This is a genomic window from Streptomyces muensis, assembly GCF_021474425.1.
GTDB classification, from domain to species: domain Bacteria; phylum Actinomycetota; class Actinomycetes; order Streptomycetales; family Streptomycetaceae; genus Streptomyces; species Streptomyces muensis.
Map to the genome: position 1 here is coordinate 1 of NZ_JAKEIP010000146.1, position 21,072 is coordinate 21,072.

Annotated in this window: 22 protein-coding genes; 10 read left to right on the top strand and 12 right to left on the bottom strand. The window is 72.3% G+C overall.

Features of this window, described 5'->3' with window-relative positions; all coding sequences use genetic code 11:
• Positions 1 to 341: 341 nt before the first annotated feature.
• The 3 genes from L0P92_RS28145 (at position 342) to L0P92_RS28155 (ending at position 4,510) form a co-directional block, all read left to right on the top strand.
• A complete protein-coding gene (locus L0P92_RS28145; protein WP_234765857.1) occupies positions 342 to 1,871 on the top strand; it encodes a S8 family peptidase in 1,530 nt (509 codons plus the stop codon).
• A gap of 59 nt (positions 1,872 to 1,930) precedes the next feature.
• Positions 1,931 to 3,382 carry a CoA transferase gene (locus L0P92_RS28150; RefSeq protein ID WP_234765858.1) on the top strand — a complete coding sequence of 484 codons (1,452 nt, stop codon included), beginning with the start codon at positions 1,931 to 1,933 and terminating at the stop codon, positions 3,380 to 3,382.
• A 120-nt stretch (positions 3,383 to 3,502) separates the two neighbouring features.
• A complete protein-coding gene (locus L0P92_RS28155; RefSeq protein WP_234765859.1) occupies positions 3,503 to 4,510 on the top strand; it encodes a CopD family protein in 1,008 nt (335 codons plus the stop codon).
• A 120-nt stretch (positions 4,511 to 4,630) separates the two neighbouring features.
• Here L0P92_RS28155 and L0P92_RS28160 read toward each other — a convergent pair whose 3' ends face one another.
• Positions 4,631 to 5,341: a VIT1/CCC1 transporter family protein gene (locus L0P92_RS28160; RefSeq protein WP_234765860.1), complete on the bottom strand. Its 711-nt coding sequence runs from the start codon at positions 5,339 to 5,341 to the stop codon at positions 4,631 to 4,633.
• Between the two features lie 206 nt (positions 5,342 to 5,547).
• On the opposite strand from L0P92_RS28160, the gene L0P92_RS28165 reads away from it, so the two are divergent.
• The 5 genes from L0P92_RS28165 to L0P92_RS28185 all read left to right on the top strand — a co-directional run bounded on the left by L0P92_RS28165 (position 5,548) and on the right by L0P92_RS28185 (position 10,357).
• On the top strand, positions 5,548 to 6,576 hold the full coding sequence (locus tag L0P92_RS28165) for a DEDDh family exonuclease (RefSeq protein WP_234765861.1): 1,029 nt from the start codon (positions 5,548 to 5,550) through the stop codon (positions 6,574 to 6,576).
• Positions 6,577 to 6,655: 79 nt separating this feature from the next.
• Positions 6,656 to 6,889 (top strand): metallothionein, encoded by a 234-nt coding sequence (locus tag L0P92_RS28170; protein WP_062719308.1) that lies wholly within the window; start codon positions 6,656 to 6,658, stop codon positions 6,887 to 6,889.
• Between the two features lie 58 nt (positions 6,890 to 6,947).
• A complete protein-coding gene (locus tag L0P92_RS28175; RefSeq protein ID WP_234765862.1) occupies positions 6,948 to 7,742 on the top strand; it encodes an SURF1 family cytochrome oxidase biogenesis protein in 795 nt (264 codons plus the stop codon).
• Between the two features lie 66 nt (positions 7,743 to 7,808).
• A complete protein-coding gene (locus L0P92_RS28180) occupies positions 7,809 to 9,596 on the top strand; it encodes a glycoside hydrolase family 15 protein (RefSeq protein ID WP_234765863.1) in 1,788 nt (595 codons plus the stop codon).
• A 5-nt stretch (positions 9,597 to 9,601) separates the two neighbouring features.
• Positions 9,602 to 10,357 (top strand): SDR family oxidoreductase, encoded by a 756-nt coding sequence (locus tag L0P92_RS28185; protein WP_234765864.1) that lies wholly within the window; start codon positions 9,602 to 9,604, stop codon positions 10,355 to 10,357.
• Positions 10,358 to 10,382: 25 nt separating this feature from the next.
• On the opposite strand, the gene amaP is transcribed toward L0P92_RS28185, so the two are convergent.
• The 5 genes from amaP to L0P92_RS28210 form a co-directional block, all read right to left on the bottom strand.
• Positions 10,383 to 10,961 carry an alkaline shock response membrane anchor protein AmaP gene (gene amaP, locus L0P92_RS28190; RefSeq protein ID WP_234765865.1) on the bottom strand — a complete coding sequence of 193 codons (579 nt, stop codon included), beginning with the start codon at positions 10,959 to 10,961 and terminating at the stop codon, positions 10,383 to 10,385.
• A gap of 5 nt (positions 10,962 to 10,966) precedes the next feature.
• The gene (locus tag L0P92_RS28195; protein ID WP_234765866.1) at positions 10,967 to 11,647 is read right to left on the bottom strand and encodes a DUF6286 domain-containing protein; all 681 of its coding nucleotides are present in this window, start codon (positions 11,645 to 11,647) and stop codon (positions 10,967 to 10,969) included.
• The gene (locus tag L0P92_RS28200; protein ID WP_234765867.1) at positions 11,644 to 12,048 is read right to left on the bottom strand and encodes an Asp23/Gls24 family envelope stress response protein; all 405 of its coding nucleotides are present in this window, start codon (positions 12,046 to 12,048) and stop codon (positions 11,644 to 11,646) included. Before L0P92_RS28200 ends, L0P92_RS28195 begins: the two co-directional genes overlap by 4 nt.
• Positions 12,045 to 12,230 (bottom strand): hypothetical protein, encoded by a 186-nt coding sequence (locus tag L0P92_RS28205; RefSeq protein ID WP_234765868.1) that lies wholly within the window; start codon positions 12,228 to 12,230, stop codon positions 12,045 to 12,047. The genes L0P92_RS28200 and L0P92_RS28205 overlap by 4 nt, the downstream gene beginning before the upstream one ends.
• 115 nt (positions 12,231 to 12,345) lie before the next feature.
• Complete coding sequence (locus tag L0P92_RS28210) at positions 12,346 to 12,825, bottom strand: Asp23/Gls24 family envelope stress response protein (RefSeq protein ID WP_234765869.1); 480 nt, start codon at positions 12,823 to 12,825, stop codon at positions 12,346 to 12,348.
• A gap of 87 nt (positions 12,826 to 12,912) precedes the next feature.
• Between L0P92_RS28210 and L0P92_RS28215 the strand changes: the two genes are divergently transcribed.
• On the top strand, positions 12,913 to 13,635 hold the full coding sequence (locus L0P92_RS28215) for a nucleopolyhedrovirus P10 family protein (RefSeq protein ID WP_234765870.1): 723 nt from the start codon (positions 12,913 to 12,915) through the stop codon (positions 13,633 to 13,635).
• Positions 13,636 to 13,665: 30 nt separating this feature from the next.
• On the opposite strand, the gene L0P92_RS28220 is transcribed toward L0P92_RS28215, so the two are convergent.
• The 4 genes from L0P92_RS28220 to L0P92_RS28235 form a co-directional block, all read right to left on the bottom strand.
• On the bottom strand, positions 13,666 to 14,469 hold the full coding sequence (locus L0P92_RS28220) for an enoyl-CoA hydratase/isomerase family protein (RefSeq protein WP_234765871.1): 804 nt from the start codon (positions 14,467 to 14,469) through the stop codon (positions 13,666 to 13,668).
• 132 nt (positions 14,470 to 14,601) lie between these two features.
• On the bottom strand, positions 14,602 to 14,820 hold the full coding sequence (locus tag L0P92_RS28225) for a helix-turn-helix domain-containing protein (protein ID WP_019758351.1): 219 nt from the start codon (positions 14,818 to 14,820) through the stop codon (positions 14,602 to 14,604).
• A gap of 335 nt (positions 14,821 to 15,155) precedes the next feature.
• Positions 15,156 to 16,754, bottom strand: a complete 1,599-nt coding sequence (locus tag L0P92_RS28230; protein WP_308289767.1) for an ABC-F family ATP-binding cassette domain-containing protein — start codon at positions 16,752 to 16,754, stop codon at positions 15,156 to 15,158.
• Between the two features lie 92 nt (positions 16,755 to 16,846).
• Positions 16,847 to 17,527 carry a PQQ-binding-like beta-propeller repeat protein gene (locus L0P92_RS28235; protein ID WP_234765872.1) on the bottom strand — a complete coding sequence of 227 codons (681 nt, stop codon included), beginning with the start codon at positions 17,525 to 17,527 and terminating at the stop codon, positions 16,847 to 16,849.
• A 275-nt stretch (positions 17,528 to 17,802) separates the two neighbouring features.
• Between L0P92_RS28235 and L0P92_RS28240 the strand changes: the two genes are divergently transcribed.
• Positions 17,803 to 18,216 carry a VOC family protein gene (locus L0P92_RS28240; protein WP_234765873.1) on the top strand — a complete coding sequence of 138 codons (414 nt, stop codon included), beginning with the start codon at positions 17,803 to 17,805 and terminating at the stop codon, positions 18,214 to 18,216.
• A gap of 12 nt (positions 18,217 to 18,228) precedes the next feature.
• On the opposite strand, the gene L0P92_RS28245 is transcribed toward L0P92_RS28240, so the two are convergent.
• Entirely contained in the window at positions 18,229 to 19,632 is a 1,404-nt protein-coding gene (locus L0P92_RS28245; protein ID WP_234765874.1) for a hypothetical protein, read from the bottom strand.
• A gap of 215 nt (positions 19,633 to 19,847) precedes the next feature.
• The gene (locus L0P92_RS28250; RefSeq protein ID WP_234765875.1) at positions 19,848 to 20,975 is read right to left on the bottom strand and encodes an alpha/beta hydrolase; all 1,128 of its coding nucleotides are present in this window, start codon (positions 20,973 to 20,975) and stop codon (positions 19,848 to 19,850) included.
• Positions 20,976 to 21,072: the final 97 nt, after the last annotated feature.

Consider the following 21,072-nt stretch of genomic DNA (forward strand, 5'->3'; position numbering starts at 1 on the left):
GATCGGGGATCGGGGGCGGACCGGAGGTCGGGGGCGGATCGGGTACGGGCATGACGGCTCTGTTCCTCGTGGTGACGTGGATCACTCGAGCCGGCTGGCGATGTTAGGGCCCCGGCACGTGATCCGACAGGGGGCTCGATCGTGCTCGCGCCTCCTGTCCAAGGTCACGGCGCCACGCGAGGACCGGTTCAACTCCCAGGACGTCTTTCCGAAGTCGCTCGGATCAGCGATTGCTGGCCGGGAGGTTCAGAGATAGCTTCACACTGCACCACTCGTCATGTACCTGCCCGCGCGCTCATCCGCGCCCGGGCGGTGCTCGTTCCGGATGATGTGGAGATCCCATGGGTCATCTGCGGTTCAGACGCGGGCTCGGTCTCGCCGTACCCCTCGCTCTGTCGCTGACCGCCTCGCTCGGCCTGCTGCCTACGGCGGCCTCGGCCGCACCGGCCGCCGAGCCCGTCATACGGGCCGGGGACGCGCCCTCTCTGGCGTATGTCGTCAACACCCGGTCGGACCACCGCACGATCGAGTCGGTGAAGAAGGCCATTGCCACGGCCGGCGGAACGGTCGTGATCGCTTACGAGAGGATCGGCGTGATCGTCGTCCACTCGGCGAATCCCGACTTCGCGAAGACGATGCGTGAGGTGCGCGGCGTCATGTCGGCGGGTGCGACGCGTACGACGCCCCTGACCGCCGCCGGCACCACGGACGAGGGCCCGGTCCAGCTCCTGTCGGAGCGGCAGGCCGAGAGGACGGCGAGGGCGTCCGCCGCCACGGCCGAGAGCGAGCCGCTGGAGGCCGACCAGTGGAGCCTGCGCGCGATCGGCGCCGACAAGGCCGCGCAGATCAACCCGGGCAGCCGCCGGGTGACCGTGGCCGTGATCGACAACGGCGTCGACGACACCCACCCCGACCTCGCGCCGAACTTCTCCGCCGCCCAGTCCGCGAACTGCGTCGGCGGCAAGGCCGACACCGCAGCGGGCGCCTGGCGGCCGTGGACGAGCGCCGACTCCCACGGCACCCATGTGGCGGGTGAGATCGCCGCACCCCGCAACGGCATCGGCATCGCGGGTGTCGCACCCGGGGTCAAGGTCTCGGCCATCAAGGTGAGCGACCCGGTCAACGGCCTCTACTACCCCGAAAGTGTCGTGTGCGCCTTCGTGTTCGCCGCCGACCACGGTGTCGAGATCACGAACAACAGCTACTACGTTGATCCGTGGCTGTACAACTGCATGGACGATCCGGACCAGCGGGCGATCGTCGACGCGGTCAACAGGGCCCAGCTGTACGCCCAGCGCAAGGGCACGCTCCACTTCGCGTCGGCCGGCAACTCCAACCACGACCTGGACTCCGACGCGATCGTCGACGACACCAGCCCCGACGACTCCAAGCCCGTGCAGCGCACCATCGACCCGCACACGTGCTTCGACGTGCCGACGCAGCTGCCGGGTATCGTCACGGTCAGCGCGACGGGCGTACAGAACGTCAAGTCGTACTACTCCTCGTACGGCTACGGCGTCGTCGATGTCGCGGCCCCGGGCGGCGACCGGCTCTACCAGATCCCGGACACCCCCTCGAAGAACGGCCGGATCCTCTCCACTCTCCCGAACGGCCAGTACGGCTTCCTCCAGGGCACATCGATGGCCTCGCCGCATGCCGCGGGCGTCGCCGCGCTGCTGAAGTCGCGGTACCCGCACGCGGGTCCGGCCCAGCTGCGCTCGCTGCTGAAGGCCCTGGCGGACAACCCGGGCTGCCCGGATTCGTACGACCAGGACGGCGACGGCAAGCAGGACGCGGTGTGCGAGGGCGGCAAGCGGTCCAACGGCTTCTACGGGCTCGGCATCGTCGACGCGATGGACGCCGTCGACTGAACCGAGGTGGAGGCGACTGAGGCGATATATTGATCGAGTCAATACTGCATAGTGCAGTCATGACTGGAATCAAGTTCGCCTGGTCCGCGGTGGGCGGCGATCCCGCCCTGCTCCCCCGGGTGTCGACCGTGGTGCGGGAGGGCGCGCTTCAGGCGCGTCTTCCCGTACGGGAGTTGGCGCGCGCCTGTGTGGGCGCGTGCGCGCTGGCCGCCGCCGAGCTGGGGGCGCGGCGGGCCGGGCTTGCCGAGGTGCCCGAGGTGACGCTGGACGACGGGGCCATCGCCACGGCGTTCGTGAGTGAGCGGCATCTGCTGGTCGACGGGCGCGCGCCCGTGTCGTTCGCGCCGCTGTCGCGGTTCTGGCGGACGGCGGACGGCTGGGTGCGGACACATGCGAACTATCCCCATCACCGGGCCCGTCTGGCGGCCGCGCTGGAGGTGGCCGAGGAGGATCCCGACGCCGTGGGAGCGGCCCTCGCCGAGCGTTCCTCGCTGGAGGTGGAGGAGGCCGTGTACGCGGCCGGCGGGCTGGCCGTGGCGCTGCGTACGCCCGAGGAGTGGGCGGCGCACGAGCAGGCGGCCGCGGTGGCCCGGCGGCCCCTGGTCGAACACGAGCGGTCGGACACGGTACGCGCGCGTGCGCTCCCGTCGCTCGACGGCACGCCCCTGCTGCCCGCCGCCGGAGTGCGCGTGCTGGACCTGACGCGGGTCATCGCGGGTCCTGTCGCCACCCGCACGCTCGCGCTGCTCGGCGCGGACGTCCTGCGCCTGGACGCGCCGCGGCTGCCCGAACTGGCCGACCAGCACACCGACACGGGCTTCGGGAAGCGCTCGGCGACGCTGGACCTCACGGTCGACCGGCGCGCCTTCGAGGAGCTGCTCGCGGCGGCGGACGTCGTTGTCACGGGCTACCGGCCGGGCGCCCTCGACCGCTTCGGCCTGTCGGCCCGGGCGCTGGCCGAGCGGCGGCCGGGGCTGGTCGTGGCGGAGCTGTCGGCCTGGGGGTCGTACGGGCCGTGGCGCGAGCGGCGCGGGTTCGACAGCCTTGTACAGGCCGCCACCGGAATCGCGGCCATCGAGGGAGTCACGGGGACCACGGGAGCGACGAGGGCCACGATCGACGGGCCGGCCGCCTTGAGCTCGCCCGGCGCCCTGCCCGCGCAGGCCCTCGACCACGGGACGGGGTATCTGCTGGCGGCGGCCGTACTGCGGGCGCTGACCGAGCAGTTGGGGCCGGGGCGGGGCGAGGGTCAGTGCGTACGGCTTGCCTTGGCGCGTACGGCGGAGTGGCTGGTCAACGGGATCCGGCCGGGCCTGGAGGACGGCCTGGAGGAGGTCCTGACGGACGGAGCGGACGGCGCCGGCATCGCGCCCGGCACCTGGCTTAACGAGCGGGGCAGTGCGCTCGGGCGACTGCGGTACGCCCTGCCGCCGGTGTCGTTCGCGGGCGGTCCGGGCGACTGGGCGCGGCCGCCGGGGGTCTGGGGCGTGGATCCGGCGCGGTGGGTCTGAGTTCGGCGCGCCGTCGGAGCCGTATCCCCTGCGGAATGCCGCACCGCCACTGCGGAATGCCGCACCCCACTTCTTTTCCGGTACTTGCCCGAGTCTGTAATGTTTTGTGAAGATCATGAGGTGACATTGACAAGACCCTCCCCTGGCGTTGCCAACGGGAGTGAGCCCGGCCCTCGTGCCGGTATCGGCCGGGCCGTCGCCGTTCTCGTACTGGTGGCGCTGGCGGCGCTGATCCCGCTGCTCGGGCCGTCGGTCGCGCTGGACGGCACCGGGGAGGCCGCGGCGCCCGGCACCGAGGGGATCGCGCTGCTGCGTACGGTGCTGTTCGCGGCGCTGTGCGTCCCGGTGGGCGAGTTGTTCGTGAACCGGCTGGCCGGGTCCGTGCCCGGCGCTCCGACGGTCGTGCCCCGCAGTTGGTCGCCCTGGGCGGCCGGGGCCGGTTTCGTCGCCGCCCTGGGTCTCGCCTCGGTCGTCTCCACGGGCAACCTCGTGCCGCACAGCCTCGCGGACCTCGACGTCGGCGGCCTCTACGGGGCGCGTGACGGCAAGCTGGCGCTGCTGGAGGTCAACGCCTTCGCCGTGGCCGGGCTGTGCGCCCTCTCGCGCCGGCCCACGACCCAGCTCTGGCCGCTGGCCGCGGTCGTGGTCGCCGAGGCGTTGCGCGCGCACCCCACGACCGAGCACAGCCCGCTGCTGGGCTCCGGTCTGACGTTCGTGCACCTGGCCTGCGCGACGCTCTGGGTCGGCGGGTTGCTGCACGCCCTGCGGACCCTGCGCGGATGGGGCGTCAGGGAGACCGGCGCGGCTCTGCTCGGCCTCTACGCGCGCGTGGCGGCCGTACTGCTCGCCGCCATCACGGCGACGGGCGTGTGGAGTTCGCTGCGCCGGATGCCGTCGGACACGATCCTCCAGCAGCTCACCGAGACGGCGTACGGGCGCGCCCTGCTGGCCAAGGTGCTGCTGATGGCGGCCGTGGCCGGGCTCGCCCTGTGGGCCAGGTTCCGGCTGCGCCGTGCGGCCGATCCGCTGACCGCCTGCGCTCCGGCGCGCGCGGAGGTCGTCGCCCTGGCAGTGGTGGTCGCGGTGTCGGGACTGCTGACGGCGCTGCCGGTGCCGATCCGCTGGTGAGTCCGTCGCGTCCGCGTCGGCGAGCGCATTGAGTCCTCGATCGGCTCGCCTTCACGGCCTCGGTCGGTCACCAGGAAGTCGGAAGACGCGAGGCCGAGCACCCTGGACGGCAAGCAGGGGCTACGCCCCCGCCACCTCCAGCAGCGTCCCGGCCGCATAAGTGACCCCCATGGCCAGCGCCCCGCCCGCAGTGTTGCGCAGTACCGCGCGGGTCGGGGCGGCGGCGCCGAGGCGGGCGCTGCTCCAGCCGGTCAGGGCGAGGGCGGTCAGGACGGAGAGGACGGTGACCGTCAGGCGCCAGTCCGCCGGCGGCAGCACCATGGCCAGCAACGGCAGCAGCGCACCGGCCGTGAACGCCAGGAAGCTCGCCCACGCCGCGTGCCACGGGTTGGTCAGGTCGTCCGGGTCGATACCGAGCTCCACGCGCGCGTGCGCCTTCAACGCGTCACGTTCCGTCAGCTGGACGGCCGCTTCCCGGGCCACGTCCTTCGACAGCCCACGTCGTTCGAGCAGTCCTGTCAGCTCCACCAGCTCGGCCTCCGGCCGCTCCCGCAACTCCCGCCTCTCCTGGGCCAACGCGGCTTTCTCGGAGTCGCGCTGCGTGGAAACCGAGACGTACTCCCCCGCGGCCATCGACATCGACCCGGCGAGCAGCCCGGCGAGTCCGGCCGTGAGCAGGGCCGAGCGGTCGTCGGTCGCGCCGGCCACGCCGACGACGAGGCCCGCGGTGGACACGATGCCGTCGTTCGCCCCGAGAACCGCCGCCCGCAGCCAGTTCAGCCGCTCGCCCAGCGAGCCGCCGTGGGTCTCGTCATGCGTCGTTTCGGTCACATGCGGAGCATCGCACCGCGAGGGACATACGGGATGTACCGACGCTCCTGGGCGGGCGCCGACGAGTCGGCGTCCGGAGGAGGGCGGGCAACACCGTGCGTACGCCGACCGGTTGACGCGTCGGTGTTCGCGGTGCTCGAACAGGCGGGCGGCGCAAGGCACCTGACGGCGTGGGCTGTCAGTCCAGGCCCGTATCCTCAGTGACCATGCTCGAAGACCGTGCGACCGCAGCGCCCTCCCCCACCGAGTGGCCGACCGCGTATCCCGAGGGATACGCGGTCGTTGACGTGGAGACCACCGGACTGGCCCGGGACGACCGGATAATCTCCGCGGCCGTCTACCGGCTGGACGCGCGCGGCGAGGTCGAGGACCACTGGTACACGATGGTCAACCCGGAGCGCGACCCGGGCCCGGTCTGGATCCACGGTCTGACGAGCGAGGCACTGGAGGGCGCTCCCCTCTTCCCGGACATCGCGGAGGAGTTCGCGGCCCGGCTCGACGGACGGGTGCTCGTCGCACACAACGCCGTCTTCGACTGGCAGATGATCGCGCGGGAGTACGCGCGCGCGGAGCGCGAGGCCCCGGTGCGGCAGCGGCTGTGCACCATCGCGCTGTCGAAGGAGCTGGGCCTGCCGCTGCCCAACCACAAGCTGGAGTCGCTGGCCGCCCACTTCGGCGTCGTGCAGCAGCGGGCGCACCACGCGCTGGACGACGCGCGCGTGCTGGCGGAGGCGTTCCGGCCGAGCCTGCGGGCCGCGGCGGCGGGCAGCGTGCGGCTGCCGCTCCAGGAGTGCCGGCCGCTGACCGAGTGGCGGGACACGGCCACACCCCGGATCGGACAGCAGGCGAGCGGAGGCGGCAGCCACAGCGGCGGATACGGCGGTGGCGGATACGGCAGCTATCGTCCGACCAGTTGGCGCCCGTCGCGCAAAAGGCCCGCATGCCCGTATCCCAACCCAGGCCGTTACGAAGAGGGCAAAAGACTCAAGCAGGGCATGCGGGTCGCCTTCTCCGGGGACACGTCGGTCGAGCGCGACCTGCTGGAGGACCGTGCGATCGAGGCCGGGCTGCATGTGGCCACGAGCCTGTCCCGGCTGACCAGCCTGCTCGTCACCAACGACCCGGACGCGGGCACCTCGAAGGTGGTCAAGGCCCGCCAGTACGGGACGCCGGTGATCGACGAGGCGGCGTTCGGGCAGCTCCTCAGGGATGTGGAACCGGCGTCGGAGCGGTGACCGTACGGACGGGTGATTGCCGGGCGACTCGCCCCGAGCCCTCTCGCCCGGACCGCGGTGACGGCCCACCCTGTGGCGCATGGCGACATGTGAAGTGTGTGGAAACGACTACGGCATGACCTTCGAGGTGCACGCGCAGGGCGCCGTGCACGTCTTCGACTGCTTCTCCTGCGCGATCCACCGCATGGCACCCGTCTGCGAGCACTGCCGGGTCCAGATCATCGGGCAGGGCGTCGAGGTCGAGGGCCAGTGGTTCTGCGGCGCACACTGCGCCCGCGCGGAGGGAAAGGTGGGGATCGTCGACAAGGTGTGACCTGCCAGGACCCGTACCCGCCTGAAAGCACCCCACGACCGAGTTGTACGGTCGTGGGGTGTACCGCTTCCTGTTGTCCCGGCAGTGGGTGATCCTCACGCTGGTCGCCCTGCTCCTCATCCCCACGATGATCAGGCTGGGCATCTGGCAGATGCACCGCTACGAGGAGCGCCACGCCCGCAACCAACTGGTCGCCGACGCGCTGGGCGCGGAGCCGGTGGCCGTGGAGAAGCTGACCGCCCCGGGGCACACCGTCACCACCAAGGAGCGCTACCGCACCGTGACCGCGGTGGGCCGCTTCGACACCGAGCACGAGGTCGTGGTGAGGCGCCGCGTCAACTCCGACGAGGAGGTCGGCTTCCACGTCCTCACCCCCTTCGTGCTGGCGGACGGCAAGGTGCTGCTGGTCAATCGCGGCTGGATCCCCGCGGACGGGCCCAGCCAGACGGCCTTCCCCAGGATCCCGGCACCGCCGACCGGCCGGATCACCGTCACCGGGCGGCTGATGCCCGACGAGACGACCGAGGCGAGCGGCATCAAGAACCTCAAAGGCCTCCCCGACCGGCAGGTCATGCTGATCAACAGCGAGCAGGAGGGCGAGCGCCTCGGCGCACAGGTGCTCGGCGGCTACATCGTGCAGACGACGCCGGAGCCGAAGGGCGACACGCCGGAGCTGATCGGGAAGCCCGGCGAGGAGAACGCCCCGCTGAACTACGCGTACGCCCTCCAGTGGTGGCTGTTCGCCGCGGCGGTTCCCCTCGGATGGGTGATCCTGGCCCGCCGCGAGGCCCGTGACCGGGCGGCGGAGCAGCGGAAGCCGGCGGACGCGGAGGCCGAGCCGGCCGGCGTGTGACGCCCGCGTCACTCCCCCGGCCCCACTCCTGATTGGCCCACCGGCCCTCGGGGAACCCGCAATTGCGTGCACCCGCGCATCGAGGACTACGCCCTCATCGGCGACGAGCAGACGGCTGCCCTGATCGGCAGGGACGGGTCCGTCGACTGGCTGTGTCTGCCCCGCTTCGACTCGGGAGCCTGCTTCGCCCGACTCCTCGGCGACGACGACAACGGCCACTGGCGCATCGCCCCCAAGGACGCCCAGGGCCCCTGCACCCGTCGCGCCTACCGCCCGGACACCCTGGTGCTGGACACCGAGTGGGAGACCGACGAGGGCGCGATCCGCGTCACCGACCTGATGCCCCAGCGCGACCGCGCCCCCGACCTCGTACGCGTGGTCGAGGGCCTCAGCGGCCGGGTCACGGTGAGCAGCACCCTGCGGATCCGCTTCGACTACGGCTCGATCGTGCCCTGGGTGCGCGAGTCCGACGGGCAGCGGGTGGCCGTGGCCGGCCCGGACTCGGTGTGGCTGCGCAGCGAACCCGAGGTGCGCACCTGGGGCAAGGACTTCGGTACACACTCGGAGTTCACGGTCGAAAAGGGGGAGAAGGTCGCCTTCATCCTCACCTGGCATCCCTCGCACGAGCCGCGCCCGCGGCTCATCGACGCGCACAAGGCCCTGCACAGCAGCGTCCGGGACTGGCGGCACTGGGTGAGGCGCTGCCGTTACGACGGCCCGTACCGGGACGCCGTGGTCCGTTCCCTGATCACCCTCAAGGCCCTCACCTACCGCCCGACCGGCGGCATCGTCGCCGCCCCCACCACCTCGCTCCCCGAGGAGCTGGGCGGCGTCCGCAACTGGGACTACCGCTACTGCTGGCTGCGCGACTCCACCCTGCTGCTGAACGTGGGGCTGTCGGCGGGCTACCGCGAGGAGGCCGAGGCCTGGCGGGACTGGCTGTTGCGCGCGGTCGCCGGCGACCCGGCCGACCTGCAGATCATGTACGGCCTGGCGGGCGAGCGGCGGCTGCCCGAGTTCGAGGTGCCGTGGCTGTCCGGCTTCGCCGGCTCCGGGCCCGTACGCATCGGCAACGAGGCCGTGAAACAGCTCCAGTTGGACGTGTACGGCGAGGTCATGGACACGCTGGCACTGGCCCGGCACGCGGGACTGCCCATCAAGCCGCACATGTGGGCGATCCAGTCCTCCCTGATGAAGTGGCTGCAGACGGAGTGGCGGCAGCCGGACGAGGGGCTGTGGGAGGTGCGCGGCGGGCGGCGGCACTTCGTGCACTCGAAGGTGATGGTGTGGGTGGCCGCGGACCGTGCCGTGCGCACCCTGGAGCAGCACCCGAAGATCGAGGGGGACCTGGAGGGCTGGCGGGCGATGCGCGACGAGGTGCACCGCGAGGTGTGCGAGAAGGGCTACGACGCCGAGCGGAACACCTTCACGCAGTCCTACGGCTCCCGTGAGCTCGACGCCGCGCTGCTGCTCATCCCGCGGGTCGGCTTCCTGCCGCCCGACGACCCGCGTGTGGTCGGCACCATCGACGCGATCCGCGCCGAGCTCAGCCATGAGGGCTTCCTGCGCCGCTACAGCACCGACGGGACGACCGTCGACGGGCTGCCGGGCGACGAGGGCACCTTCCTGGCCTGCTCCTTCTGGCTCGCGGAGGCGCTGCACATGACGGGGCGCACCGAGGAGGCACGGGAGCTGTTCGACCGGCTGGTGGGGCTGGCGAACGACGTGGGCCTGCTGTCCGAGGAGTACGACCCGGTGGCCGACCGTCAGCTCGGCAACTTCCCGCAGGCCTTCAGTCACATCGGCCTGGTGAACACCGCCCTCGCCCTGTTCGGGGGCGACGGGGCAGGATAGGGGCCATGGATCTTGGACTGAAGGACCGGGTGTACGTCGTCACGGGGGCCACCCGTGGCCTGGGCAACGCGGCGGCGCGTGAGCTCGCGGCCGACGGGGCGAAGGTCGTCCTGACCGGCAGGGACGAGAAGCGGGCCGCCGACGCCGCCGCCGAGCTGGGGCCGAACGCGTTCGGGGCGGGCGTCGACAACGCCGATCCGGAGGCACCGGCTCGGCTCATCGCCGCCGCGCGGGAGCGGTTCGGCGGGTTCCACGGCATCTTCATCAGCGTGGGCGGGCCGCCGGCCGGATTTGCCGCCGACAATTCCGACGACCAGTGGCAGGCGGCGTTCGAGTCGGTGTTCCTGGGCGCGGTGCGGCTGGCCCGGGCGGCAGCGGCGGAGCTCGACGAGGGCGGGGTCATCGGATTCGTACTGTCGGGTTCGGTGCACGAGCCGATTCCGGGGCTGACGATTTCCAATGGACTGCGGCCCGGGCTGGCCGGTTTCGCGAAGTCCCTGGCGGACGAGTTGGGGCCGCGGGGCATTCGGGTGGTGGGGCTGCTTCCGGCGCGTATCGACACGGACCGGGTACGGGAGCTGGACGGGATGTCGGCCGATCCGGAGGCGACGCGGGCCGCGAACGAGGCGCGGATTCCCTTGCGCCGATATGGCACGCCTGAGGAGTTCGGGCGTACGGCGGCGTTCCTGTTGTCCCCGGCGGCTTCCTATTTGACGGGAATCATGGTGCCGGTGGACGGCGGAATGCGGCACGGATTCTAAGCGGCCGCTCAAGTCACCCTTTCGGTCAAGTCACCCTTTCCGCACGGTGTTTGACGCCCCGCAGTCGGACCTCCGTCGGCAGTGCCGCGAGTCCCGCTGAATTCCGGGCGTGGGCCAGCGCCTGTGCGGTGAGGTCGTCCAGGGCGGTCCCCGGGTCCACGTGCGGTTGCAGCAGGAGGCGCGCCCGGGCCTCGGGGGCGCTGCGGCGGCCGGTCAGTTGGACCTGGGCCCGCTGGACGCCCTCCAGGCCCGCCGCCTCGCCCGCCAGGACGCCCTCCAGGGCGCGGCCCCGCAGCAGCGCGCCCTCGCCGTCGCCGGTGTCGACCAGGACCTCGGTGAGCCGACGCCGGCGCAGGACCGAGGTCAGCCACCACAGGGCGAGCAGGACCAGGACGGCCAGCACGGCGATCACGGTCGGCCACCACCAGCCCTCGTCCCGCCACCGCGTCCGCTCGGCGTCGCTGAGCAGCACGTCGTGCCGGCTGTCGTGGATCCACCAGGACGGCGGATCAAGCCCGAGCCCCACGGCCAGCACGGAGCCGCCGATCACGAGCAGCACCAGCCCGACCAGCCCGATCAACACCCGGTTGACGACCCTGAGCACGGCCCTCACCCCTTCCGTCCGAGCCGGCGCACATGCACCGACAACGCCGGCGGCCGGGACAGCCCGAGCCCTCTGATCGCGTCGGCGAGCGTGGCGTCCAGGTCGGCGCGTACCTCGTCCAGTTCACGGAAGTGCGAGACGGCACGGACGTCGGCACGGCGGCGGCGTACCCGGACCCGTACGGACTGGACTCCGGAGACCTCCACGGCCCGGTCGCGCAGGACCAGGGCCGCGAGGTCGCGGTGGAGTCCGGCGCGTACGTCGGGGTGGGTGCGGCGCATCGGCAGGACCGAGCGCAGGCCGGGTGTGGTGGCCAGGACGAGGAGCCAGAGGCCGAGGACGGCGGCGACGCCCGCGCCGACGAGCACCCAGATGTCGTCGAGAGGGCGTTCGGCGAGTTGACGGGCCAGTTCCCGGCGCCAGTACATGGGCGGCCGGTCGGCGCGCACGGCGGCGATGTCGTAGAGGAAGAAGCCCGCCGCGAGCGCCAGCACCAGGGCCGTGATCGCGGCCGGGATACGGCGTGCCGACCAGAAGCAGCCGGCGCCGCGGCCCTTGTCGTCAACCGGGGGCGGTGGGTCGTAGTCGGCCGCGGAGGCCGACTGGTCGAGGGGGTCGGGTCCGGTCTCCTTCTCCATGACCGGCAGTCGTTGTGTGGTGCCTTCGGAACCCTGGGACTCGCTCATCGCGTCCTCCCTGCCGCGCCCTGCCCGCGCGCCGGGTGCAGCCGCTCCACGTGTACGGCGACCTCCGGCACCTCCATGCCCACCAACGCGCCTACCCGCTCCACGACATGCCGACGCACGGTCGCGCACCGGGAGCCGATGTCGCAGGGGTAGTCGAGTTCGAGATGGACACGGACCCGGGCGGCGTCGGCGTACGTCCCTTCACCGGCCTGGGGGCGGACGACGACGTCGGCGTACGGTCGGGAGGCGTCCCCGGGCAGCGGGCCGACCGCCTCGCGCGCGGCCTGTGAGGCGATCTTCGCGACGACCCGGTCGGCGATCCGGGTCGCCCCGCGCTCACCGGGTGGGACGGCGAACGGCGCGCTGCCGAGTTCCGTGGCCCCACCGCTCACCGACGTCACCGCCGCCGTTCGTCACGCTGCCGGAAGAAGTCACCGAGCTCCCAGTCCCCCTCCAGGAACCGCCCGACGACGAACCCGACGGCACCCAGGGCCGCCACCAGCAGGAAGGCGCCGAATCCGCCGAAGTACCCGGCGAATCCCAGTGCCATGCCGGCGATCATGCCGACCACGGCCATGCTCATGATGCGCTCCTCAGCTCTCCGCTCTCAGCCCTCGGCCATCAGCCATCAGCCATCAGCCGTCGGCCCTCGGCTCCCCGGCAACTCCCGGCCACCGCGTCGTCCGGACGCCGGCGCATCACTGGATCCGGCGCTCCGGTTCCTCTTCCTCTTCCTCCGGAAGCTTCACGTCACTCACCGCGATGTTGACCTCGACCACCTCGAGGCCGGCCATCCGCTCGACGGCGGTGATCACGTTCTCGCGCACGTCCCGGGCCACGTCGGCGATGGACACGCCGTACTCGACGACGATCTCCAGGTCGAGCGCGGCCTGTACCTCGCCGACCTCGGCCTTCACCCCGCGTGTCACCGACTTCGTCGTCCCGCCGGGCACCCGGTCGCGCACGGCCCCGAAGGTCCGCGAGATCCCGCTGCCCATGGCGTGCACACCGTCCACATCGCGTGCGGCCATCCCGGCGATCTTCTCCACGACGCCGTCGGCGATGGTCGTCCGGCCCCGGGCGCCGGGGTCTCCCCCGCCGCGCTTGGTGACCTGGGTCCTGCGTGAGGTGGCGGCCTCGGCCTCCGTCCCCCGGTTCTGGTCCGTCGTCTCAGTCATGGCCGTTCGTCCTTTTCGGTTGCGGTCCCTCGACCACCGTAAGCACGCTTGCGCGATCGTGCCCCAGGGATGCGGCAGGCTGGAGGAATGACGACGGCGGACCGGTGGACACAAGCGGTGCGGCAGCAGTTGGGGCTGGGCAGGCTGCTGCCCCTGGGCGGCGCGCGCGACGGCGCGTGGATCTCCGAGGGGGCGGCCGAGGCGGCGCTGCGGCGCGCGGCCGAGGACATGCGCGGGGTACGGCTGGACAGGCTCCGGATCGCCCTCGCCGACCCGGAGGAGACGTACGAGGCCGTCGTACCGCCTCCGCCGAGCGCCCTGCCGCCGGGCCCGCTGCGGGTGACGGCGGACTTCGCGGCGACGGCGGCCGAGGCGTTGCCGGTGACGGCGGACCGGCTGCGGGGGCTGCTGGCCGCCACCGCAACGGAACGCCTGGGCCTGACGGTGACCGAGGTCGATCTACGGGTGACGGCCCTGCTCGACGAGGACGCCGAACCGTCACCCGTACGGCAGCCGGAGCCGACGTGGGCCGCCGAGCCCGGGAACCCGGACGAGGAGCGCGTCACCGCGGTGACCCTGGCGGTGCCGGGGGTGACCCGGCTGACGGGCGTCCTGGGCGGGGCGAGCCGCGCGGTGCACATCGAGGAACGGCAGGACGGGACGGCCCTGCCGCACCGGCATGTGCGCGTGGAGCTCGCGGTGAGCGCGGACCACCGGGCCGTGGAGGTGGCCCGGGAGGTCCGTGAGAGGGTGCGCGAGGCGCTGGTGGATCACCCGACGGTGGCCGTACTGGTCACGGCCGTCGGTTGACCGGGCGTCGCGGTCGATCGGGCGCGGCGGCTATTCGCCGAGGCCCGCCAGGTCCCGCAGCCGGCGCGCCTGCGCGGCCCGCTCGGCGCCGCGCTGCTCGTCGTAGGTCCGGTCCACGGCACCACGAAGCAGCGCCTTGGTCTCGATCACCGCGTCCCGTGGCGCGGCCACGATCGCGCCCGCCAGATCCCGTACGGCGTCGTCGAGTTGGTCGACGGGCACCGCGAGGTTGGCCAGCCCGCTGCTGACGGCCTCCTCGGCCGCCACGAAGCGGCCCGTGACGCAGATCTCCAGCGCGCGGCCGTATCCGACCAGCCCGACCAGCGGGTGGGTGCCGGTCAGGTCCGGCACCAGCCCGAGGCTGGTCTCGCGCATGGCGAACTGCACGTCGTCGGCGACGACGCGCACGTCACAGGCGAGCGCGAGCTGGAAGCCCGCACCGATGGCATGCCCCTGGACGGCGGCGATGGACACGACGTCGTTGCGCCGCCACCAGGTGAAGCCCTCCTGGAACTCGGCGATGGCAGCGTCGAGTTCACCGTCGCTGCTGCGCGCCAGCTCGATGAACGAGGGCTCGCCCTCGATCCCGTCGGGCGTGAACATCTGCCGGTCGAGGCCGGCGGAGAAGGACTTGCCCTCACCGCGCAGCACGACGACCCGCACGCTGCCCGGCACGGCGCGCCCGGCCTCGGCGAGCGTCCGCCACATGGCGGGGCTCTGTGCGTTGCGCTTGGCCGGGTTGTTCAGCGTCACCGTGGCGATGGCGCCGTCGACGACGAGCCGTACGCCGTTCTTGTCGAGCAGGGGTGCGTGTTCCTGGTCGGGCGAAGCCATGGGGTGCCTCCGATGAGTGCGGTCATCATGGGATGCCCGGAAGGGCACCCCCTAAGTGACTGCACAGTAACCACCCGGTCGATCAGCTGACCGACCGGGTGGCCACCATCGAAGCCGATGGGCCGCCCGCGATCAGCCTGCGGCCTTCTTGCCTCGTGTCGCGCCGCCACGCCCACGAAGCGTGACGCCCGACTCGCTGAGCATCCGGTGTACGAAGCCATACGAGCGGCCGGTTTCCTCGGCCAGCGCCCGAATGCTCGCACCGGAGTCGTACTTCTTCTTCAGGTCTGCCGCGAGCTTGTCGCGCGCGGCGCCGGTTACCCGGCTGCCCTTCTTCAGAGTCTCGGCCACCCGTGCCTCCTCATGGGAAGTGCGCTCTGGTCTCCTCATGATCACCCCTCCGGGCCTTCATGGCCACCCATTCGGCAAGGTCCGTGAGACAAGGTTTTGACGACAGGAGCACATCCCCACAAGCGGAATACAGGATTCCGCAGAAAGCCGTCCGTACGGCCGAACGGGTTCTTTTGAGAAGCCCCAGGTCAGAGCAGCGCGACGGCCGAGCCCTTGTCGATAAAGGACTCGGCCGCGAATTCGATGTAGCACACACCTCGGTACGAGGAGATCTCACACAGATGATGGATCACGGATGGGCCGAATGATCCATAGCCCGGTGATCACGCATTCGATCAAGCGAGAGCGACGAGATCCGCGTAATCCGCGCCCCACAGGTCCTCGACGCCGTCCGGCAGCAGAATGATCCGCTCCGGCTGCAGCGCCTCGACGGCGCCCTCGTCGTGGGTGACGAGCACGACCGCGCCCTTGTAGGTGCGCAGCGCGCCGAGGATCTCCTCGCGGCTGGCCGGGTCGAGGTTGTTGGTCGGCTCGTCGAGGAGCAGGACGTTCGCCGAGGACACCACGAGGGTGGCGAGGGCGAGGCGGGTCTTCTCGCCGCCGGAGAGGACACCGGCGGGCTTGTCGACGTCGTCGCCGGAGAACAGGAACGAACCGAGCACCTTGCGGACCTCGACGAGGTCCATGTCGGGGGCGGCGGAGCGCATGTTCTCCAGGACCGTGCGGTCGGCGTCCAGGGTCTCGTGCTCCTGGGCGTAGTAACCGATCTTGAGTCCGTGACCGGGGATCACCGCGCCGGTGTCCGGCTGCTCGACCCCGGCGAGGAGCCGCAGCAGGGTCGTCTTGCCGGCACCGTTGAGCCCGAGGATGACCACCCTCGACCCCTTGTCGATGGCCGTGTCGACGTCGGTGAAGATCTCCAGCGAGCCGTACGACTTCGACAGGCCCTCCGCGGTCAGCGGGGTCTTGCCGCAGGGCGCGGGCTCGGGGAAGCGGAGCTTGGCGACCTTGTCGGACTGGCGGACCTCTTCGAGACCGGAGAGCAGGCGCTCGGCGCGGCGGGCCATGTTCTGCGCGGCGACCGTCTTGGTGGCCTTGGCGCGCATCTTGTCGGCCTGGGCGTTGAGCGCGGCGGCCTTCTTCTCGGCGTTCTGCCGCTCGCGCTTGCGGCGCTTCTCGTCGGCCTCGCGCTGCTGCTGGTAGAGCTTCCAGCCCATGTTGTAGACGTCGATCTGGGCGCGGTTGGCGTCCAGGTAGAACACCTTGTTGACGACCGTCTCGACCAGGTCGACGTCGTGGGAGATCACGATGAAGCCGCCGCGGTAGGTCTTGAGGTAGTCGCGCAGCCAGACGATCGAGTCGGCGTCGAGGTGGTTGGTCGGCTCGTCGAGCAGCAGGGTGTCCGCGTCCGAGAACAGGATGCGGGCGAGCTCGATACGGCGGCGCTGACCACCGGAGAGGGTGTGCAGGGGCTGGCCGAGCACCCGGTCGGGCAGGTTGAGCGCGGCGGCGATGGTGGCGGCCTCGGCCTCGGCGGCGTACCCGCCCTTGGTGAGGAACTCCGTCTCCTGGCGCTCGTACTGCTTCAGCGCCTTCTCGCGGGTCGCGCCCTGGCCGTTGGCGATGCGCTGCTCGTTCTCGCGCATCTTGCGGATCAGTACGTCCAGGCCGCGCGCGGACAGGACGCGGTCACGGGCGAGGACGTCGAGGTCGCCGGTGCGGGGGTCCTGCGGGAGGTAGCCGACCTCGCCGGAGCGAGTGATGGTGCCGCCGGCGGGGATGCCCTCGCCGGCGAGGCACTTGGTGAGGGTCGTCTTGCCGGCGCCGTTGCGGCCGACGAGGCCGATGCGGTCACCCTTGGCGACACGGAAGGTCGCGGACTCGATGAGGACGCGCGCACCGGCGCGCAGCTCGATACCGGAGGCGGAGATCACGGACAGACTCCAGGGCGGGGATAGGTGGCGGGTTGGGCGGCTGAGGACGTTCCCGCCGTCTAATGCGCGAGGAGAATGGCCATGGGGCCAGTCTAACGGGGCTGTGCAAGCACTTTTTCTGGGTTCGGGTGTTCGAGACGGGGCCTTACGCGTCCCGGGACGATCCGTCCCAGGTCGTCCAGGGCGACGAGCTGGGCGGTCCAGGCCGCCTGGGGGCAGGGCTGGGCGACGACGAGCGTCTTGGAGTGATGTACGGCACGTTCGGGCCGGAAGGCGCAGCCGTCCCGCGCGGGCAGCACCCAGCGCAGATCACCGTCGGCGACGCGGTACGCGGCGACCCGGCGCGGGGTGACGACGGCCAGCATGCCGTGGCCGAGGGGGCGCAGGACGCCCGTACCGCCGTGGGCGGGTAGCCAGTCGCCGGGGGCGGGCAGGGCGCGGTGCCAGCGGACGGTCCGGCCGTCGGTGGCGGTGACCAGTCCGTCGTCCCAGAGCGTGATGACGTCCCCGCGCGCGTGCAGCGAGGTGAGGGGGCGCCTGCCCTCGCGGGCGTAGCGCCAGCGGAGTGCTCCGGTGCGGGGGTCGTGGGCCTGGAGGGCGGTGCCGTGTGTCCGGAGCCGTGGGGTGGCGTGCGGCACGCGCGCGGGGGCGGTGCGTGGGACGGTCAGGTGGTCGCCGTAGGGGGCGGGGCGGGCCTGGTGGGCGACCGCCAGGAGCGGGATCGCGAGGAGCAGGGCGAGCGCGGGCGCCAGAAGCCGGGAGCGGATGGCCACCTTGCTCCTCCTCCGTACCCGTCCCGGAGCCCTCCGGCCCTCACCCGGGCGATCCGCTTCCCGCGGATCCGGCGCAGAGCGTAGTCACGCCCGCGGCGGGCGGCGGGGCATGCCGTGACGACACGGCGGACGGACCGGGGTCCGTCCCCCGTTCGGCCGCTGCCGGGGCCCGGCACGACCGGCCGTTGTCAGTGGTCGCTGCGAGACTGGGCAGCGGGTGGAACTCCCGGCCGGTGGCGGCGTGGGAGCACACGGGTCACAAGGGAGTGATCGGCATGGCAGGTACGAGCGGTGGGCGTCCCAGCGTCTATCCCACGCTGCTCTACGCGGACGCGAAGGCGGCGATCAAGCAGCTCACGGAGGCCTTCGGGTTCACGGCGCTGGCGGTGTACGAGGGCGAGGACGGCTCGGTGGGCCATGCCGAGCTGGCGCAGGGGAACGGCGTGGTGATGCTCGGCTCCAAAGGCACCGGCAGCACCTTCGACAAGGCGATGAAGGACGCGGGCACTACCGGGGTGTACGTCGTCGTGGCGGACGTCGACGCACACCACCGGCGGGCCGTGGAGCAGGGCACGGAGATCCTGATGCCGCCGACGGACCAGGACTACGGCTCGCGGGACTACATGGCCCGGGACCTGGAGGGCAATGTGTGGAGCTTCGGCACGTACACCCCCGAGATGAAGGCCTGAGCCCCGGCCGGATCAGTTCCCCCCGGTGTGCACCTGGAAGGCGGCGCGGCGTACGGCCTTGGCGAGCGCGGGGTCGGGGTGCGCGGCGGCGAGCGCGACCAGGACCTGCACGGTGCGGGGGTGTCCGACGGCGCGGACCTCCTCCAGGAGCATCGGGACGGTCGGCTGCACCGCGGACTCCAGGTGCCGTACGAGCATCGGGGCCTCGCCGTGGTCGGCGACGGCGGCGGCGGTGTCGACCCACAGCCAGGTGGCCTCTTCCCGGGTGAGCACCTCGTGGGCGTCCTCGGGGTCGATGCCGTCGTGCTCGGCCAGCCACAGCAGGGCGTACGGCCGCAGGGTCGGCTCGTCGGCGACGGCGCGTACGTCGGGCTCGGCGGGGGCGCCGACGACGCGCAGCGCCTCGAAGGCGAGGCCGCGCAGCAGGGCGTCGTCGCCGCGGGCGGCGCCGAGGAGTTCGGTGACGGCGCTGCCGACGGGACGGGCGGCGAGCCAGGCGCGGTACTCGTCGCGGGCGGCGTTCGGGCGGAGCTGGGCGCAGCCGCGGAGCATGTCCTCGGCGGCCTGCTCGATGTTCCCGGCCGGGCTCTGGGCGGCGACGCAGATCTGCTCCAGCTTGACCCAGACCGCCCAGCTGCCGAGCGGGGTGAGGGTGGCCTGTCCGTCGCCGCAGGTGAGGGCGCCGACGGAGGCGAGGGCGTGCAGGGCCCAGTCGAGGAGCGGGGCGAGGGGGGTGTCCTCGGCGGGCGGCGCGTCCGGGAGCGGCTCGGGCCGCGGTCCGTAGGGGATCTCGCAGCGTTCGGTGCGCAGTTCGGTGACCCGCTGTTCCAGCAGGTCCAGGAGCTGCTCCACGGGGACGGGGCCGGCGGACAGCTGGAGGAAGGACAGGACCTGGGGCAGGGCCGAGACGACGTCGGACACGGCGCCGTGGGTGTGCTGCTCCGGTTCCGGGTGGGCGAGCGACCAGGCGTCGAAGAGGGCGACCCAGCCGCGCAGCACGGCACTGTCGTCGCGGTCCCAGGCACGCAGCCGCCAGCCGGGGCGGGCGCTGTCGCCGTGCACCTCGACGAGGCCGGCGAGCCGGGCGGTGTCCCAGTCGGCGCGGACCTGAGCGACGGTCAGGCCGAGGTCCCGGGCCGCGCGTTCGGCGGTCGCGTCGGAGAGGGTGCCCTTGCCGTCGGGGCTCGCGCCGCCCGGGCCGGGGCGCAGCGCGGCGTCCGCCCAGTGGGCGACGCGGGCCGCGGCGGCCAGACCCGAACGTGCCATTCTGGCCAGCTCGGACCGGGCCGGTGTGCCCTCCGGGGGGCGGGGTGCGGGGCGGCGAGGGCGCCGCTGGTTCACAGCTCTGGGGGCGGCGGCCAGGGGTCGCGGGCGGACGAGTCGAAGCCTGGAGTCGCGCGGGATACGGGACGTCACGGGTGCAGTCTTCCGGTTGACGGTCCGAAAACCCAAACGGAATGTCACGAGGGGCTACGGGGATGGCCAACGCACGGGGTCCGGCGAGGGGCGAGGGAAGCAGAACAGGCCAGTGGTACGGGGTTAAACGGAATCCGGCGCACCGGTGCTGTCGGCACGCTGACGGTGACAGGCGGAGGACAGGTCGGGAACAGGCCGGGGACAGGTCGGCGGCGTCACATGAGCGGTGTCATGAAGCGGCGCAGGGACTCCTCGTAGGACTCCGGGTCGGCGTTCCACATGGCCGCGTGGGGGGCGCCCTCGACCGTGCGCAGGGCCACCAGGTTGGGGTGGTCGTCGGCCAGGCGGCGGGACAGGCTCCAGGGGGCCACCCGGTCCTCGGGGCCGTGGAAGATCAGGGTCGGCACGGTGAGCGGCTCAGGGGTCCCGTCGCCGGTGAAGTGGTCGGCGCTCAGGCCGGTGCGGCCCTGTGCGGCGCGGACCGCGAGCGGCAGCAGCGGGCCCGGGGTGTGACGGGCCCTGGCGAGGGCGCGCAGGGTGGTCTCCCAGCTGAGGACCGGGGAGTCCAGGACGAGGCCCGAGACCCGGTCGCGCAGGCCGGAGTGCGCGGCGGCGCGCAGTGCCATCGTGGCGCCGGTGGACCAGCCGAGCAGGACGAGTTGCCTGGCGCCGTAGCGGACGGCGTAGCGCATCGCCGCGTCCAGGTCGCGCCACTCGGTCTCGCCGAGGTGGTTCAGGCCGTCCGGGGGGCGGGGGGCGCCGAGGTCGCCGCGGTAGGCGAGGGCGAGGACCGGGAAGTGGCGGCCGCTGAGGAACTCCATGAGGTTCATGGCCTGTTCGCGGGTGGTGCCGAGGCCGTGTACCGCGATGACCCAGGTGTCGCGTGCGCCGGGGACGAACCAGGCGGGCAGGGAGCCGAGTTCGCCCGGGATGTCGATGTCGGCGTGGTCGAGGCCCAGGGCGGCGCTCGGGTTGCCGACGTGGACGTTCGGGGTGAGCCAGACGCTGTCGCCGGGTTCGAGGGAGCCGTGGGTGACGCGTTCCAGGCGGCGTACGACGGTGTCGGCGGAGTGCTTCGCCGTGGCGAGGACGGGGCCGATGACCGCGTGCGAGGCGTCGCCGGAGAGGCCGTAGGTGCCGGGGCGCAGGGAGGCCAGGTCGCGGGTGAGGGTGATCTGGCCGGCGGCCGTGGCGTGCACGGTGAGGCGGGGTTCGGTGGGCAGGGGGCGGCCGGCGGGGGCCGTCAGGGCTGCGCCGCTGGCCAGTCGGCCGGCGGCGACGGTTGCTGCGCCGGCGGCCAGGGCCACGGTGACGGCGGCGGCCGTCGCTTTGACTGTGCGCACCTGTCTCTTATACACATCTCCGAGCCACGAGACCTGTTATATCATCGCGTATGCCGTCTTCTGCTTGAAAAGGGGGGGGGGGGGGGGGGGGGGGGGG